At 33.3% G+C, this 17,373-nt stretch carries 11 protein-coding genes; 1 reads left to right on the top strand and 10 read right to left on the bottom strand.

Going from position 1 to position 17,373, the window contains the following annotated elements; genetic code table 11:
- Window positions 1-64: 64 nt before the first annotated feature.
- The 6 genes from FHR24_RS06865 to FHR24_RS06840 all read right to left on the bottom strand — a co-directional run bounded on the left by FHR24_RS06865 (window position 65) and on the right by FHR24_RS06840 (window position 10,654).
- Entirely contained in the window at window positions 65-1,627 is a 1,563-nt protein-coding gene (locus FHR24_RS06865) for a sulfatase family protein (RefSeq protein WP_167185812.1), read from the bottom strand.
- A gap of 139 nt (window positions 1,628-1,766) precedes the next feature.
- Window positions 1,767-3,668, bottom strand: coding sequence for a right-handed parallel beta-helix repeat-containing protein (locus FHR24_RS06860; RefSeq protein WP_167185809.1), 1,902 nt, complete (start codon window positions 3,666-3,668; stop codon window positions 1,767-1,769).
- A gap of 136 nt (window positions 3,669-3,804) precedes the next feature.
- A complete protein-coding gene (locus FHR24_RS06855) occupies window positions 3,805-6,156 on the bottom strand; it encodes a glycoside hydrolase family 2 protein (protein WP_167185806.1) in 2,352 nt (783 codons plus the stop codon).
- 5 nt (window positions 6,157-6,161) lie between these two features.
- On the bottom strand, window positions 6,162-7,646 hold the full coding sequence (locus FHR24_RS06850) for a sulfatase family protein (RefSeq protein WP_167185803.1): 1,485 nt from the start codon (window positions 7,644-7,646) through the stop codon (window positions 6,162-6,164).
- Between the two features lie 244 nt (window positions 7,647-7,890).
- Window positions 7,891-9,294 (bottom strand): arylsulfatase, encoded by a 1,404-nt coding sequence (locus FHR24_RS06845; protein ID WP_167185800.1) that lies wholly within the window; start codon window positions 9,292-9,294, stop codon window positions 7,891-7,893.
- Window position 9,295: 1 nt separating this feature from the next.
- Window positions 9,296-10,654 (bottom strand): sulfatase, encoded by a 1,359-nt coding sequence (locus FHR24_RS06840; RefSeq protein ID WP_167185797.1) that lies wholly within the window; start codon window positions 10,652-10,654, stop codon window positions 9,296-9,298.
- Between the two features lie 371 nt (window positions 10,655-11,025).
- Here FHR24_RS06840 and tnpA point away from each other — a divergent pair, with 371 nt between their 5' ends.
- Window positions 11,026-11,484, top strand: a complete 459-nt coding sequence (gene tnpA / locus FHR24_RS06835; RefSeq protein ID WP_167185794.1) for an IS200/IS605 family transposase — start codon at window positions 11,026-11,028, stop codon at window positions 11,482-11,484.
- Window positions 11,485-11,730: 246 nt separating this feature from the next.
- On the opposite strand, the gene FHR24_RS06830 is transcribed toward tnpA, so the two are convergent.
- The 4 genes from FHR24_RS06830 to FHR24_RS06815 are packed head-to-tail and all read right to left on the bottom strand — an operon-like array spanning window position 11,731 to window position 17,355.
- Window positions 11,731-13,629 carry an outer membrane protein assembly factor BamB family protein gene (locus FHR24_RS06830; RefSeq protein WP_167185791.1) on the bottom strand — a complete coding sequence of 633 codons (1,899 nt, stop codon included), beginning with the start codon at window positions 13,627-13,629 and terminating at the stop codon, window positions 11,731-11,733.
- Window positions 13,630-13,640: 11 nt separating this feature from the next.
- Complete coding sequence (locus tag FHR24_RS06825; RefSeq protein ID WP_167185788.1) at window positions 13,641-14,645, bottom strand: cytochrome-c peroxidase; 1,005 nt, start codon at window positions 14,643-14,645, stop codon at window positions 13,641-13,643.
- 6 nt (window positions 14,646-14,651) lie between these two features.
- The gene (gene fucP, locus FHR24_RS06820) at window positions 14,652-15,968 is read right to left on the bottom strand and encodes an L-fucose:H+ symporter permease (RefSeq protein ID WP_167185785.1); all 1,317 of its coding nucleotides are present in this window, start codon (window positions 15,966-15,968) and stop codon (window positions 14,652-14,654) included.
- Window positions 15,969-16,005: 37 nt separating this feature from the next.
- Window positions 16,006-17,355 (bottom strand): DUF1552 domain-containing protein, encoded by a 1,350-nt coding sequence (locus FHR24_RS06815; RefSeq protein ID WP_167185782.1) that lies wholly within the window; start codon window positions 17,353-17,355, stop codon window positions 16,006-16,008.
- Between the last annotated feature and the right edge of the window lie 18 nt (window positions 17,356-17,373).

Genomic DNA, 17,373 nt, shown 5'->3' with positions numbered 1-17,373 from the left:
ATCCTACTTAGCTATTGTACTTAGTAGGATTGTTTTATGAGTTGTTTTAAAACTAAAATTATGTTTATTTCAATTCTAATTCTTTTACATTTCCATAATTCTTTCCTCTTATAGCTTCAAAACTAGCGATCATATCTTTTAAAATCTCTGGTTTAGACTCTGCTAAGTTATTTTGTTGGCTTACATCTTCTTTTAAATTGAATAACTGAAAGTCTTTACTATTTCCTAATTCAATATTAACTAACTCATTAACTTTTGCTCCTTTGTATGGAGGAATCATTAACCAATCTCCTTTTCTTAAAGCGGTTTTAGTGTTTGCTTCAAGAACTAAAGATTCTCTTCCTACATCACTTGTACCTAACAATGCTTCTAGTATATCTTGACTATCTGTTGTTGTTTCTTCTGTCCCAACTAATGTAGCTAAAGAAGCCAATAAGTCCATTTGACAAACTAAGGCATCAGAAACTTTTGGTTGAATGTGACCTTTCCAATATGTAATAAAAGGAACTCTTGTACCTGCTTCGTACAAACTATACTTCCCTCCTCTTAATCCTCCTTTAGGATCGTGTTTTTCTAAAGTTTCATCTGCTCCATCATTATAACCATCATTTAATACAGGTCCATTATCACTAGATAAAACAATTAATGTATTTTCTAACAATCCTTCTTCTTCTAAAGATTTGATAAACTCACCAATTACCCAGTCAGCTTCTAAAATAACATCACCTCTTGGTCCTAATCCAGATTTACCTACAAAACGTGGATGTGGAGTTCTTGGTACGTGTGGTTGTTGCATTGCGTAGTACAAAAAGAACGGGTTGTTTTTATGTTCTTTTAAATATGCTTTTGCTTTTGCTAAGAAATGGTCAGCCATATCTTCATCTTTCCATTTAGCTGCTTCACCACCTTTCATGTATCCAATACGTGGAATCCCATTAACAATACTACTGTTATGTCCGTGGTGCCACATCATTTTTAACATTTCGGGATTGTCTACTCCTGTTGGTTGCCCTTCAAAGTTTTCTTTATAGTTAACCTCTATAGGATCTTTAGGGTCTAAACCAACAACATCTCCATTTTCTATATAAACAGTAGGTACTCTATCTTGAGTGGCTGCCATAATATAAGAAGATTGAAAACCTACCTCATTAGGTCCAGGAGAAATATGTTGATTCCAATCTGTATGCCCATCTCCTAATCCTAAATGCCATTTTCCTACAATACCTGTATCATACCCTTGAGATTTAAACATTTTAGGTAATGTTTTTTGAGTGGTAGAGATTAACAAAGGTGCAGTACCTGGTAAAATTCTTGCATCTTTATTTTTCCATGGGTAAACTCCTGTTAACAAAGCATATCTACTTGGTGTACAAGTTGCAGATGAGGCATATCCGTTGGTAAACTGAACTCCTCCAGCTGCTAACTTATCTATATTAGGTGTTTCTAAACCTTTTCCTCCATATGCACTAACATCTCCATAACCTAAATCGTCTAAATAAATAACAACCACATTTGGTTTTGTTGCTGTTTCTACTTTCTTTTCTTTATCTCCTTTAGACTTACAAGAGATAGTAGTACCTATAGCCAATATAGCTAAACTAGATAAAAGGATTTTTTTTAAATTCATTTATATACTATTTTTAAATATTCTGTTTACGAATTTAGCAAAATATTAACAATACAGTTAAATATATGCCTAGATTTAATCTGACATTTTTTTATTCGTCACAACTATATTGTTATTTTTTTTTTAAACTTAAATTATTTTATTTAAACCTTAACTTAGACATAGAATCGTCTTTTTGCAATATTTGCTTCGCTTTTCCTTTGTATTTATTTCTTTTAAAGACAATATTTTTTGACGTTTTAACTGTTATTGCAGGATTTTTTGGGTGCAACATAGGAAAGGTTCCCGAATTGGTAATTGTATTTTTAGAAAACAACAAACCATCTGTGTTTGCTATTTCTAAAATCATGTTATCAAACTGGTTAAATGTGTTGTTAGTAATAGTAATATTCTTAAACGCTATATTTTCATTATCATCGTCTGTTACAAAACGAATTACACCTCTACTAAATCCACTATGTTGATTATCTTGAAATACATTATTGTCTATTACAATATTTGCTCCATTTCCAGATTCGTACCAATGTCCGCTTTCTACAGGAATTAAAATTGCTTCCATTTCTGTGCTAAAAAAATTATTTCTTACGACTGTATTTACAGGGTTTGAAATTAACAACCCTCTTGCTCTGTTGTTACTAATTGTACAGTTTTCTACCAATAAATCTGGATAGGCATCTAAATTCTCTATCAAATCTCCTGGCTGAACCTCTTTAGGCAATTCCTCGTTAAACGTAATAATTTGATACCTTCCATTGATATATTGAATACTTTTTATAGACAATTTGTTGTATGGAAAAAATGAATTACTCAATCGAACCAAACCGATTGCATCTCCTTGTTTTCCAATTTGAAAACCTTGTTGTTGTGAATGTCCCATTCTAACTCCCAATCGGTTTCCGTCTAATACATCTACAATTTTTTGATACGTCCCATGCACATTCATAGCATCATCTAACTGATTTTGAAATGTAGAATTTTTTAATACTACTTTTCCTCTACACCCTACAAAGTGTGTAGCATCTGCTGTGGTAGAAACCATTCTTCCGTTAGACGGAGTAATGTTAAAATTATCTAAAATTAAGTCTGATGAATTTTCGGCAATAATACCCATTCCACCTGCATGGTGAATGTTCACATTGGTTCCATTAAATCCATCGGTATTGGTAACTCTAAACGCAGGTGCCAATCTATTTACAGATTGATCTCCTTTGGCAGTTAACACCATTCCCACAGGTGGCATTTTTTTTCGGTGATTAAACACTCTTACCACACCTGGTTTTACTTCTTTTACCACCAAACTATTTTCTCTTCCTAAATTTTTAAAAAACTTACCTCTATGATCTGTTTCGTATTTATATTCTATCTTATCTAGGTTTCTAGAAACTTTGTTTTTGCTAGAACCTGAAAGATTTGTATAGCTTTCTGTATCAAACATAATAGCTTTACGCTTTGGATCGTACATGATGGTTTGCCCTAAATCATGTTCGTAGTATTCTTTGATAAAAATTAATTGATCATTTCTAATTTCATAAGGGTATTCATCAGAAATAGACATGTCAAACGTTTTATTTTTTTCATCAATAGCTACAATGGTTGCTTCACTATGAAAAGAAACTTCCCAATCTATAGATACATTTTTAATATCTATGTTTTCAGAACCATCAATTAAAAAAGGAATCATTTTTCCGTGAAAAATAAAAGTAGATCCCTGCCCATCAATTGTTAAATTTTTAAAATTAAAAATGGGAAATGCTGTTCTTACCATTACATCATCGTGGTTAGAAATATAACAGAATTTTTCTAATCCTTTTTCTGAATAAAAGTGATAAACTCCCTTTTCAAACTTTAACTCGTTGGGTTTGTTTTTATCTAAACTCAACACTTTTTGCAAAACAGCTGGTGTAGCATCGTCTGCAATACTTTTTTTAAATACATAAGTTCCATCTGATTGTATCGTTGCAAACGAACTTATTACAGAAAACACGGACAGTAATAAAATACTGCTCAACGTATTAATATTTAACATGCTATTTTTTTTCATCTTTTTTTAAATTATAGTATTTGATTATCTCTACAAATATTGTGTATACACATTTTTGTTTAGTATAACTAGGTAAACAAAATGTACCTACCCGTAAAAAGTCATAGTTTTTATGGTTTTAGGGTATCTACAAACATCAATCCATATTAATAGACATTTCTTTTGTAAACGCTCCCGATGTTACTTTTACAATAATCGCTTCTTTTTCTGTTCCAATTCTAAGCACTCCTGTAGCAATTCCTGCTTCGGCTTTAATAGTCCCTATGTTTACCAAATTGGCATCTCCTTTAATAGTAAAATCTACTTCTTTAGAATATTCTGGTACAATTGTTCCGTTTTTATCTATAGCTGCTGCATATACAAAAATTACATCTTTTACACCTGTCTGAGGCTGTTTTCCTGATACATCTATCCAAACTTTTAAACCTATGGGTTCTTCTGGAGTTGTAACGTTGGTTGTAGCAACTTCTTTTCCGTTTTTGTATCCTACCGCTTTTAAAGTTCCTGCTTTAAACTTTTTTAAATTAAACGTAAACGGTGGGTGACTTAGATTGGTTGAATTTCTATCTGTATCTGGTTTTTGTCTAGCAATTAGGTTTCCGTTTAAGTACAAAGCAACTTCATCTAAATTACTGTAGACCTTAATGTTTAATGGCGATTTTTCATTCCAATAAGATGCTATTTTTAAGACTTTTTCTTCAGCTACTTCTTTTTGACTTTGATAGAAGTAATACGCGAATTTTGGCAGTCTAAAAATATCCATAATTCCAGATTCTTCAATCTCATCATGATAACCTCTGTTATAATCATACATTACCCAGTAACTGTCCGAATACGCTTTTGTTTCTAAATTATCGTTATGAGATTCTTGCACATTGTATGCTTGTCTTAACATTCTTTCTTCTCCGTAACCTCTTGCTTGTCTACTGCTGTATTCATCACGTAAATCATTAGGCAATTGATCTTGGTTTAACCCTGCATTTTTAGAGTAATATTCCCAGTCTCCATATTCTGAAACCGAATAAGGTTGATTTTCTTTTAAAGTATGCGGATGCATAATTCTATGCTGACGAGCTTGTAAATAAATATCATATACCTCATCCATCCAACCACAAGAATACACGTTTTTGCCAGGATATTCATTGTGTACAATTTTGTTCAATTCTTCCATAAAGAAAATAGGCATTTGCGTTTCGTTTAAAGAAACTTCCCAAGCCAACACACAAGGGTGATTACGATCTCTACGGATTAATTGTGTTGCAGATGTGTAACAATAATTTCTAAACGCATCATTATCTCCATAATATTGCCATCCCATAATGGCATCAATCACTACAATTCCCAATTGGTTACAGGCTTGCATAAATGCTGGCGATTGTGGATAGTGAGACAAACGAATGTAATTACACCCTGCATCTTTTATTTTTTTAGCATCACGATATTGAGCATTGTCAGACAAAGCATATCCTATAAATGGATATTCTTGATGACGATTCATTCCTCTTAAAAACGTTTTTACTCCGTTAATATATAACTCATTGTCTTTAAAGGTAAATTCTCTAATTCCAATTTCATTGATCTGTGTATCAATCACCACTCCCTCTTTTAGCACTTTTGTTTCTAAAGTGTATAAGTTAGGAACTGAGGGTGACCATAATTTTGCGTTTTTAATAATAAGATCCGTTTGAGCATCTACATCTTTACCAACGGCTATAATTATGTTTTTAGAGTTTTGTTCTACAACAGTTTCTCCATTAGCTAAAAGAGTGTTTACCAACTGGATATTTGTTTCTTTAGTTCCCTTGTTAATCACATTTGTTTTTATACGTATCACTGATTCTTTTTCAGAAACTTTAGGATAGGTTACAAAAACTCCACCTCCTGCAACTTTGTCTGCAATAGCTGCATGAGAAATATGAACTTCATCTTTAACTAACATCCAAGCATTTCTATACAAACCACCAAACATGTTAAAATCTAATCTTTTTAGCGGTTTAGGTCCCGTAACTAAATTGTCTGTATTGTCTAACCTAACTGCTATTAAGTTTTCTTCTCCTTTTTTCACAAACTCAGTAACATCTATTACTACTGGTAAAAACCCTCCTTGATGTTCTTTTACAAATTTCCCATTGATGTAGAACTTAGAATAATTCATAGCTCCTTCAAACTCCAAATAAATCTTTTTGCCTTTATCAACATTGGGTACTTTTAAGTTTTTTCTGTACCAACAGATTCCTTGCCACTGGTCATTCACCACCAAAGGTTCTATGTTTGACGTATGTGGCAAACCAACATTTTCCCATTCTGCATCAGAATACTCTAAAGTCTCTAATCCTTTTTCTGATGAATTTTCTTTAGCTAACCTCTTAAACTTCCAGTCTGGATTGATACTTAATTTTCCTGAAACCTCATCATGCTGTTTACAAGACTGAAACAATCCTAAGAATACACTTAAGGCTACAAGAACAAATCTATTTTTTAGTAACATCTATCTTATTTTTTCTTTTTATGTGCTTTTTTATACAAGCTTGTAATTCTTTTATACCCTATTTCTTCTCCTGCCTGCATTCTTGCATAATCTGCAGGCATTTCTTTTTGCAACCACTTTACTACATCTGGACCAATCATAATAAACGGATCATAAACATCGCTTACAGGCTTCATTTTTTTGTCAAATCTCCTAGTCACTTTACGTAACTTTTTAAGTTGTTTTGAGTATTTAGGATTCTGAGCCAAATTGTATAACTGATAAGGATCGTTCTTTAAATTGTACAGTTCCTCTTTAGGCTTTTTAGGTTCAAAAAATGGTTTTTGAGCTTCATTCAATTTCCCTTCTTTGTACAATTCTCTCATTACATGTACTGCTGGTCTGTAAAATTCTAAATAAGCTTGATGTGCATCGTAAGGAATTTCAGGTTTGTCATTTCTAATATAAGCCCAATCTCCAGAGGTTACCGCTCTAGATTTCTCTTCAATTTCATCCCATAAATCTCTTGCTCCATATACAAACTCTCTATCAAATTTTTTATTAAAAATAGGTTGACCTGTCATAAATTTTGGAACTTTTACGCCTGCCCAATCCACAATAGTAGCCGTAATGTCTGTAGATGCCACTACTTTATCACTCACCTGACCTGCTTTAATTTCTTTTGGATAGTGAATTAACAACGGAATTCTAAGTCCTGGATCTTGTAAATACCCTTTCCCTCTAATGTTACAACGACCATTGTCTCCAATAAAAATAACAATGGTATTATCAGCCATTCCTTTTTCTTCTAATTCCTTAAAAATCATTCCCACTTCATCATCCATATATTCAATCTGATCTAAATACTTAGCCCAGTCCAAACGAACTGCAGGATGATCCGCCATGTACGGTGGCATGGTTACCGTTTTAGGATTTACAGGATGTTTAGATTTTTCTCTAATCTCATCCCACCAATCTCCTCTATGCGTAACTTTTAACTGAATTTGAGCAAAGAAAGGTTGATCTTCTTTTTCAAAACGATCGTACTTATCAAACAAACCAAACTTTGTTTTTCCATCCCACTCACCAATAGCTTCGTGTTTAAAATTCACGTCTATTTTTCTACCCAAAGTATACACTCCATGATGTCCTAAAATAGTAGTGTATCCTCCATCTCTTAACAATTTTGTAAAAGGTGTGAACTGCGAATCTAAAGGCTCATTTCTGTTACTTCGGTGATTATGTGTATTAGACTTTACTTGATGTACTCCTACCATCATAGAAGATCTACTTGGTGAGCAAATAGGGTTGGTAACAAAGGCATTGTTAAATTTAATTCCTTCTGCAGCCATTTTATTCAAATGAGGAGTTTTTACATCTGGCATTCCATAGCATTCCAAGTCTGTACTCATGTCTTCTGCCATGATCCAAATAATGTTTGGTTTTTGTTGTTGTGCAGATGCAAATGTTACAAATAGTAACCACAAAATATGCAAGGTTCTTTTTATCATTTTTACTGAATTACTGTTTTAAATTAAAGTCTGTATTTAAAACAGACTCACCAATACAAATTAACCTAAAAGACTACATTAACACGTCTCTTTAAATTTAATTAATGTGCCTCTCCGTTTTTTTTATGTGTTTTCATAAATTTTAATAAAAAACAAAAAGCACTCTGTACAAATACTTTACAAAACAAAATCACCTCTAAACTATATAGCTTAGAGGTGATTTTGTTTTTAGTCTGGAGAAACATTACTTAAATACTCCTCCTGAATATGGAAAATGAGGATTCACTTCACTTTCTCTTTTAATAATAACATTAGCTTTTCTCACCAACTCAGGATGTTGTTTAGAAACATCATTGGTTTCGTATAGATCTTCTTTTAAATTGTACAATTCTGTATGATAATTATTTCCATAACGAACCGCTTTCCAATCTCCCATTCTAATGGCTTGTCTAAATCCTTTGACAGATTGTCCTTCTTGAATTTCCCAGTACATAAAATCGTGCTTTTGTGTTTGTTCTTTACCTAACAAATGGGGCAGAAAAGAAATTCCATCTATATATTCTGGAGCTTTGGTTTTAGCAACTTCCGCCAAAGTTGGCATGATATCGTAAAACGCAGCTTGAAAATCTGTTACCGCTCCGGCTTTAATCTTATTTTTCCAGTAAGCAATTAAAGGGACTCTAACTCCTCCTTCATACACATCACGTTTGTATCCTTTTAAGCTTCCTGAGCTATTAAAAAATTTATAATCATGGTGATTTTCATTGGTGGGTCCATTATCACTAGAAATTAAAATTAATGTATTCTCTAGCTCTCCTCTTTCTTCTAGCTTGTCAAACAAACGTTTAATTTGCTCATCTAACATGGTAATTCTGGCAGCATGTCTTCTCTCAATTTCTGGCCATTCTTCCAATTTATCCTCATACAAATTATTCTTACTTAAAAAGAATTCGTGCGCATGTGGAGTTCTATAAGACATGTACAAAAAGAAAGGTTTGTCTTCTGATTTTTTTTCTAAATAATCCAATGCAAAATTAGTTCTAAACTCATCTAAGCACTTGTAATTATTGTAATTGTAAAAAATAGAATCCTGATTGTTGTTCACCCAATGTACACGCTCATCAATTTCATTTCCGTTTTTGTCCTCTCCCCATTGTTCTTGCACGGCATAATCAAAACCACGTCCTTTTGCCCATGTAGATGTATCTTCTGGCACACCTAAATGCCACTTCCCAATCATAGCGGTCTGGTAACCTGTACCTTGTAAAACCTCTCCAACAGTCAATTCCGATTTTTGCAATGGCACTCTATCCCATTTACCATTAATATTCCCTTTATTTCCTCTAATACTTAAATGACCTGTGTGTTTCCCCGTCATTAAAACAGCCCTAGAAGGAGAACAAACTGATGTTCCTGCATAAAAATCTGTAAACTTCATTCCTTTGCTAGCAACCTCATCTATAAAAGGAGTTTTGATTGTTTTTTGTCCGTATACACCCAACTCTCCATATCCTAAATCATCTGCTAATAAAATGATAATATTTGGCTTGTCTAATTTCTTTTTAGCAACCTTTTTAGACTCTTGTTTGCCACAAGAAAACAACATAAGCACAACAGCTAAAGCACTTATAAACTTGATACTTTTCATTTTATTTTTCTTTTAATTGATCTGGTCCAAAAGCGGGTACAGCTTTCTTTTCCCACTTTGCTAAATCTCTTTTTAATTTCTTTTCAATCTTTAATCCAGTTCCAACTAAATCATGAGATTCACTTTGGTCTGTTTTTACATTGTACAACTGGTATTTACCTGAATGATATTTAATCATTTTCCAATCTCCGTTTACAATAGAAGTGTATTGATCTTCATAACTTCTGAAACCAAATAAATTACGTTTTTTGATTTCTTTTCCTTTTAACAAAGGCATTAAACTAACTCCCTGAATCTCTTTATTCTTATATTTTTTTCCTGATGCAATTTCTACCACTGTAGGAAATACATCAATAGATTGAACGGGCACAAAAGATTCTGTATTCGCTTTGGTAATTCCAGGATATTTAATCATAAATGGAACTCTTGCTCCACCTTCTGCTAAGGTATCTCCTCCTTTTTTACCACCTCTTAAAGGATCGTTAGCATAAGCTCCTCCTTGATCTGATAACACAATAATTACGGTATTATCTGCAATTCCTTTATCTTCCAAAGCTTTTTTCACTCTACCTACAGACTCATCCATAGCCTCTACCATTGCATGATGATCAGCGTATTTTCCTTCTATTCCTCTTTCTTGATATTTCTTTAACAAATCTTTTCTACCAATAGATGGACCGTGAACCGAATAATACCAAAACGTTAACATAAATGGATTTTCTTTGTTATATCCTTTGATAAAATCAACTGCATTATCTGTTAATTCATCTGTCAGATAATCTCCTTCTTTAAAGTTTTTAAGTACGTTTTTAGGATCCTCATTTTTCTTAAAAAATGGATAATAATAACTCTTAGGATGTCCTGCATTGGTTGTTCCAAATTCAGAATCAAAACCTTGGTCTACAGGATATCTCCCTTCATGACCTAAATGCCATTTCCCTATAAAATGATTATAGTAACCGTACTCTTTTATTTTTTCGGCATAAGTGGTTTCTTCCAACGGCAAATAATTTAAAGATGGCATTTGCACTGGATCTGTTTTCCACATAGCGTACTTTGCTTCTGGATTTTTAGGATCTAAAGCAATATGCCTTACCATTTGCAAACGAACTGCTTCTTTACCTGTTAACAAAGACAATCTACTTGGACTACATGTAGGTGTTGGAATATAAGCCCTCTGAAAATCTAAACTCTCTTTTTTTAGCTGATCTAAGTTTGGTGTTTCAAAAGAAGCGTTTCTATATCCAATATCCGACCATCCATAATCATCTACAAACAACAACACAATGTTTGGTTTTTCTTGTGCATAAGATGTAATCATCGTAAACAAAACCAAAGCTAACAATACAATTCTTTTCATTTGATACTTCTTGTTTTCTATTAATAAGTACACAAATCTAACAAAAACAGCTGCCTATAATGTCTCTTTGTGTTTAGCAATTATACCTAAGAGTACATATTTTTAATATGCAAGAAAATTATAGTCCATCCTAGACTTCTTATAGTTTTTTGTTGACTTTTTAAATGTTAAAATTTTGCTCCCACGGAGCTTTCCCGAATAACCTTCAACCTTGCTATAAATATGTTGCTCCTAACGGAGCTTTACAAAAACCTCTTTTTTATTCTAAAACTTGAATAACCAAAACGGAACAATAAAGCAAAGAAGATTAGCTACAACGAGGCGAGAATTATTAAATTTAAATTCACCTATCTTCTTATATAAAAAATGCTATGGCAAACACATACACTCAATTATATTTTCATATTGTATTTGCTGTAAAAGGAAGAAACAATCTAATCATCAACAAATTCAAAAACGATCTATACAAATACATTACAGGTATTGTTACTAATAAAAATCAAAAACTAATAATTATAAATGGCATGCCAGATCATATCCATATTTTATTAAGTACTAAACCCAATTGCAACCTTTCTGACTTGGTTAGAGATATTAAAGCCAATTCCTCTAAATGGATTAACGAAAATGATTTTATCCCTACAAAATTTGAATGGCAAACTGGTTTTGGAGCTTTTACAGTAAGCCAATCCAATATTAAAGTAGTGTTGAATTACATTAAAAAACAAGAAGAACACCACAAAAAGAAATCATTTAAAAATGAATATATAGATTTTCTAAAAGCATATGAAATTGATTATGATGACAAATATATATTTACAGATGAATGATTTCGCTCCTACGGAGCTTTTCACAACAACGTTTAAACTTTGCTATAAATGTGTTGTTCCTAACGGAGCTTCATAAAAAACCTCTCATTGATTCTAAAATTTGAACAACCAAAACGCAATAATAAAGTAGGGAAAATTAGCCCTAGCATAACAAACTATTCGTAACTACATAAATTAATCAATAGAGTAAAGCTCCATGAGAGCGACACCTATCAACCAACCATAAACATTTCACAAAACTATCTATCACTCAATACAAATCACCTCTTTCATGGTTCTATGATAAATTTTTCCATTGGCATAGCTTAATGAATTTACAGACCACGTTTTTCCACTTTCACCTAAATCATTTACAGCCACCAAAGCAGATTCATCAAGTTTTTCTGTATTAGCATCAATCACGTACACCATTCCAACCGCATTGGTAAAATAAATATAATTGTTAATCATAGTTGGTGATCCTAAAAAACATTTTTGAAAACCATTACCTCTAGTTCTGGCATCAGCAGCATTTAATTGACCTTTAGAATTTAGCCCATCGTTGGTTTGTGGATGTCCATAAATATATTTTCCATTCGCATCTATGTCATTCGGAACTTCTAAATGTTCATTTAAACCTGTTATTACATTGTGTTTGGCTAAGTACGAATTGTATCGAACCATATAAAACAAATTATCTTCATCAGAAAGATTACAATGTCTTTGATTTTGTAATCCTTTAATTTTCACATTTTCTTCTAAACTATAGCTTTGTTTAACCTTATCAAAATTATATTGATTCACTAAACTCAATGGTTTTTTAGCAATTAGTTCCCCTGTTTTGGTATTTATAGTAGCATGATCATTTCCTTTGTAAAACCAAGATGCTTTTTCGCTGTCCCAATGCTGTGTACTTAAAGCTCCCCAACCAGATTCATTATTTTGTTCTACAGGTTCCCAATTCCATATTTCCGTTCCTTGATTTTCTTTAACCAAAGAAATCAAACTCAATCCGACAGGTCTTTCTGGCACTCCGTGGGGTCCTCCTCTCCCTATTAAAATTGCTGGCTCTCCATCTACTGTTTCTCCTAGAATCGGAGTATTGTAATGTGTTAGAGCTTGTTGAGTTACCCAAACACGTTTTCCTGTTTTTTTATCAAAAGCATGTAAATAATTCCACCCTTTTTCTCTTTCTGTATCTCCAGCAACAGGAGGCTCTACATTAAAAATTAAATCCTCAAACAGCATAGAATCAAATTGTTTGTTAAAAGGTCTACCTATTGTAGGTTGCCAAGTACGTTCCCAAACTAGATTTCCATCTAGTGTAAAACAAGCCATTCCTCCGCTCGCATTAATTGCCCAAACATGTTTTCCATCGGTAGCAGGACACGGAGTAGTAGCATCGCTAAAACCATAATTATATTGACTTTCAATAGTACCTTTTACCGTTTTTTTCCAAAGAAGTTTCCCTGTTTCTGAATTTAAACACAGTAAAACAACGTCTTTACTACTTGCTCCTCCGTTCTTTAATTTTCTCAATCGCTCCAACTCTACATAATCCTTTTTTAAATCTTTAGACTGCTGATGAACGTATGCATTGTACTTCTTTAAAACTTTTTCATACTCTTTTCCAATCTTATGCTTGCGTAGCATATTTTTTTCTATCTCTGGTTTTTCCAAAGTAGAACCATGTTGATAATATGCGTTTTTATCTAGCTCTTGTTTCCAAGCTTCCGCTACAGGTTTTAGTTTTTGTTTGTATTTTTTAAATTGTTGATCTTTCTTTTTCTCTAAAACCAACACCTGACATTCAAAATTAGATTGATAAATTGATTTTATCTTTTGATATTCTTTTACAATTTCTGCATGTTTTGGATGGTCATTGGGTGGATTGATGGTTAAAAACAACTTGTCTTTCCACACAGCAATTCCGCTTTGTCCTCCTTCTGGCAACGTAGTTTTCCATTTGATATTTTCTCCTGTTCTTACCGACCATTTTATAGGAACATGTTCATCTGTTTTTACTTTCCAACTTCCATTAGGTCCTCCAGACATTGGCCACTGATTTTCACCATCAGCAACAGTCGTCACACTATTTTGAGCTGTGTTGCAAGCCACAAACAGAAGCGCAACAAAACATCCTGTATATTTCACAAACTTATTCATGAGTATTTTTTTTAATTTTCTTTTATATAATCTTGTGGTATTTCACCTGTAAAAGACTTTAAGAACTCTTTTATTTTAGCCACCTCAACCACTTTTAGCTGAATTCCTCTTTCGTGAATCCCCATCAATTTAATAGCTTTATCCAAACGCATGGCTAAAGCATCGTGAAAATAAGGAGCTGTTTTTGCTACATTTCTTAGCGGTGCTACTCTAAAAAACATTTTATTAGATGATTTCCTTTTTATATGATAGTAGCCCATATCTTTTTGATTAGGCCAAGGAACTTCCACTCCTAACTTATTAATCATCTGACCTCCAAAACTGGAACCTGTATGACAAGAATAACATGCTTTGCTTACAAACAATTCTCCTCCTTGAATTTGAGCATTTGATAAAACAGTATTATTTCCTTCCATAAAAGCATCTATGGGAGCCGGTGTTTTTAACTGACTTAAAAAGGCCTCTAAAGCATCTATCACAACATCAAATGTTATAGACGTACTTTTCTTAAAAAATGCTTCACGAAACATTTTTAAATATTCAGGAGTCTTTTTCAATTCTTGAATCACCAATGCTTCATTCTGCACCTCCATTTCATGAGTCCTTAAAAATGCCTCTCTAATTTTATTCTTGAAATTACTCAAAGAACCATCTACATTAAACAACTCAAAACTTACCGAATTGTAAACGGTAGGTACGTCTCTATAAAACTGTCCCTTAGCTTTTTGTTGTAAATAATAATCTCCATTGGTTCCATATTTCTGTAAATCATGACAACTATTACAAGAAACTCCTTTTCCTAAAGAAAGTTTTTTATCGTAGAACAACTTCCTTCCTAAATTAATCTTAGCAATATTCTTTTTGATAAAACTATCATCTCTTGAAACAGATACAAAATAAGGTTTTAAGGCAGTTCTTAGCTCATTGGCTTTACCCTCTACAGAAGTCTGACTGTGCAGAACCCCTGTAGAAAATATGTAAAGCGATAACCAACAACTGTACCTTAATAATTTCATTATCTCTTAACTTCTTTTAATTGTCTTAAATCCATAAAAACCAACAATAGATAAACACAGCATTGGTAATAAGAATGATAACTTCACCTCTGGAATAACCCCTAAGAACATGATATCATTAAAACCGTCTCCACCTAAATCTAGCACAGCAGCTTGTACAGGTGGCATAAAAGCACCACCTACAATTGCCATTACCAAACCAGCGGAACCAATTTTAGCCTCATCTCCCATATCTTTTAAGGCAATTCCGTAAATGGTTGGAAACATAATCGACATAAAAATAGAGATCGCTACTAAAGAAATCAAACCAATCACTCCAGTTAACAATACTGCTCCAATAGCACAAACCGCTCCAGAGAATCCAAAAATCATCAATACTTTTGATGGATTCATTTTTTTCATTAACCCTGTACCAATCCATCTACCTGACAAAAACAAAATCATGGCTGCAATATTGTAATTAGTTGCTGTAATATTTAAACCATGAGTCGCATTTAAATTGTCTACATACTGAAAAATAAACGTCCAACACATAATTTGAGATCCTACACAGGCTGCTTGTGCAACCACTCCTCCTATGTAATATTTATTGGCAAATAATTTCTTAAAAGATGCTCCCAAACTCATTTTATCTTCTTCTGGAGTTTTGGGGATTTTAGTAAACACAATAATTGCCATAATTACCAATACCAACACTCCAAGAGCAATGTATGGCAAACTAATCACACTCAAATCGTTTTCTCTAATGCTAGCCAATTCGTTAACGGGTAAGACTGCATATTCAGTTGCTGAATAATCATCAGATCTAAGTGCACTTAATACAAATACTTGGGCTATAATCATTCCTGTTAAAGAACCTACGGGATTAAAAGCTTGTGCTAAATTTAATCTTCTTGTTGCTGTGGTTTTATCTCCCAACGCTAGAATTAATGGATTTGCTGTGGTTTCTAAAAAAGACAATCCACAAGTAATGACCCATAAAGAGATTAGAAAAAAGTTGAAATCTTTAAAAGCTGCTGCCGGATAAAACATAAAGGCTCCAATAGCATACAATAGCAACCCTAAAACAATTCCAGATTTGTAACTATATTTTCTGATGAACAATGCTGCAGGTAAAGCCATAAAAAAATAACCAAAGTAAAAAGCAGACTGTACTAATGAGGCTTGCAAATTAGATAATTCTGGCATTACTTTTTTAAATGCAGACACCATGGGATTGGTTAAATCATTTGCAATTCCCCATAAAGCAAATAAAGAAGTGATAATAACAAAAGGGAACAATAGTTCCTTACTCACAATAGGAGATTTTGTTTGTGTACTCATTAAGTATAGTTTTAGTTGTTGTTTTAATTCTTTGTTTTTATAATATTGATGGCAATGTACCTGTACTGTCTGCAAATTTTTCAGTTTCTAAACCTACCGAATTTAACATACTCACAAACAAGTTAGACATTGGAGTATGTTTTTGATCAAACTCTGTGTAGGTTCCATGTTTGGCTCCCATATTTTTTCCTCCAGCTAAAACCAAAGGACAGTTGTTTGCATTGTGTGTAGAACTACATGCACTACCATACAATACCATTGTGTTGTCTAACAAAGGACCATGTTCATCTGTAGTTGTTTTTAAACGCTCTATAAAATAAGCAAATTGTTTTGCCAACCATTGATCGTATTTCCCCCATTCTTCCCAATGACCTGCAGTTTTATCATGAGACATACTGTGATGACCTGGCAGCCCTAAGGTGAATTTTGGAAAACTATCTCCAAAGCCCATTCCGTCTTCACGAGCCATCATATAAGTCATCACTCTAGTGGCATCGGTTTGCAAACCAATCACCATTAAATCTAAGGTTGCTTTTATATACGCTTCTGGATCTTGTGGACTTACATCTAAATTTAAATGATCAGAATCAAACTTTTTTAAAGGAATGTCTAGCCATTTTTCATTTCTAACTACTTGCTCTTCTACTCTATTTAAAGAGGTTAAATATTCATCCATTTTAGCCTTGTCGTGCGCACCTAATTTTCTATTTAGACTCTTACTGTCTTCTAAAATTAAATCCACCAACTTTTTCCCTTGCTGTAAAGATTTTCTTCGCTGAGCTGTAGTTCCTCCGCCATTGGGAGAAAAATAGCGTTCAAAAATTTCTCTTTGTCTGTGTTCGGATGGAATCGCTTTTCCAGAAGAATCAAAAGACAAGGTAGAAGCACGAGATTTATACCCCACTCCACCATCTGTAGACAATACCAAAGAAGGAAAACGTGTGTTTTTGGCCAAATGCCTTGCTGCCAACTGATCTACAGAAACACTGTTTTTATAAGCACCTCTTAAATCTCCACCAGTTAACCAAGTATCACCTGCAATATGTCCTAACACACTTCTACTAAAAGGATGGCTCAACCCTCCTAAAATAGAAATGTCTTTTCTGTGCGGTTCTAAAGAGGAAAGAGTATTGGTAAATTTATAATCTCTACCTTTTCCTGTAGGAAACCAGTTCCATTTGTTAAAATATTCACTCTCTTTAGGTGGCATTGCCACTCCATTAGGAACGTACAAATAACACAACCTTTTAGGAATATCTACTTTGCTAGGAGCATCTAAAACGGATAATGAACTCATCCCCATACACTCTAAATACGGTAACATACACGCAACTCCTAAGCCTTTTACAAAGCTTCTTCTATCCATGTGCCAAGATTTTTTACTCATAACCTTATTTTTTATGTT

It is taken from the genome of Wenyingzhuangia heitensis (assembly GCF_011762155.1).
GTDB lineage: Bacteria > Bacteroidota > Bacteroidia > Flavobacteriales > Flavobacteriaceae > Wenyingzhuangia > Wenyingzhuangia heitensis.
Note: the sequence above shows the minus strand (reverse complement) of the source record. Positions and strands in the feature narration are given on the sequence as shown.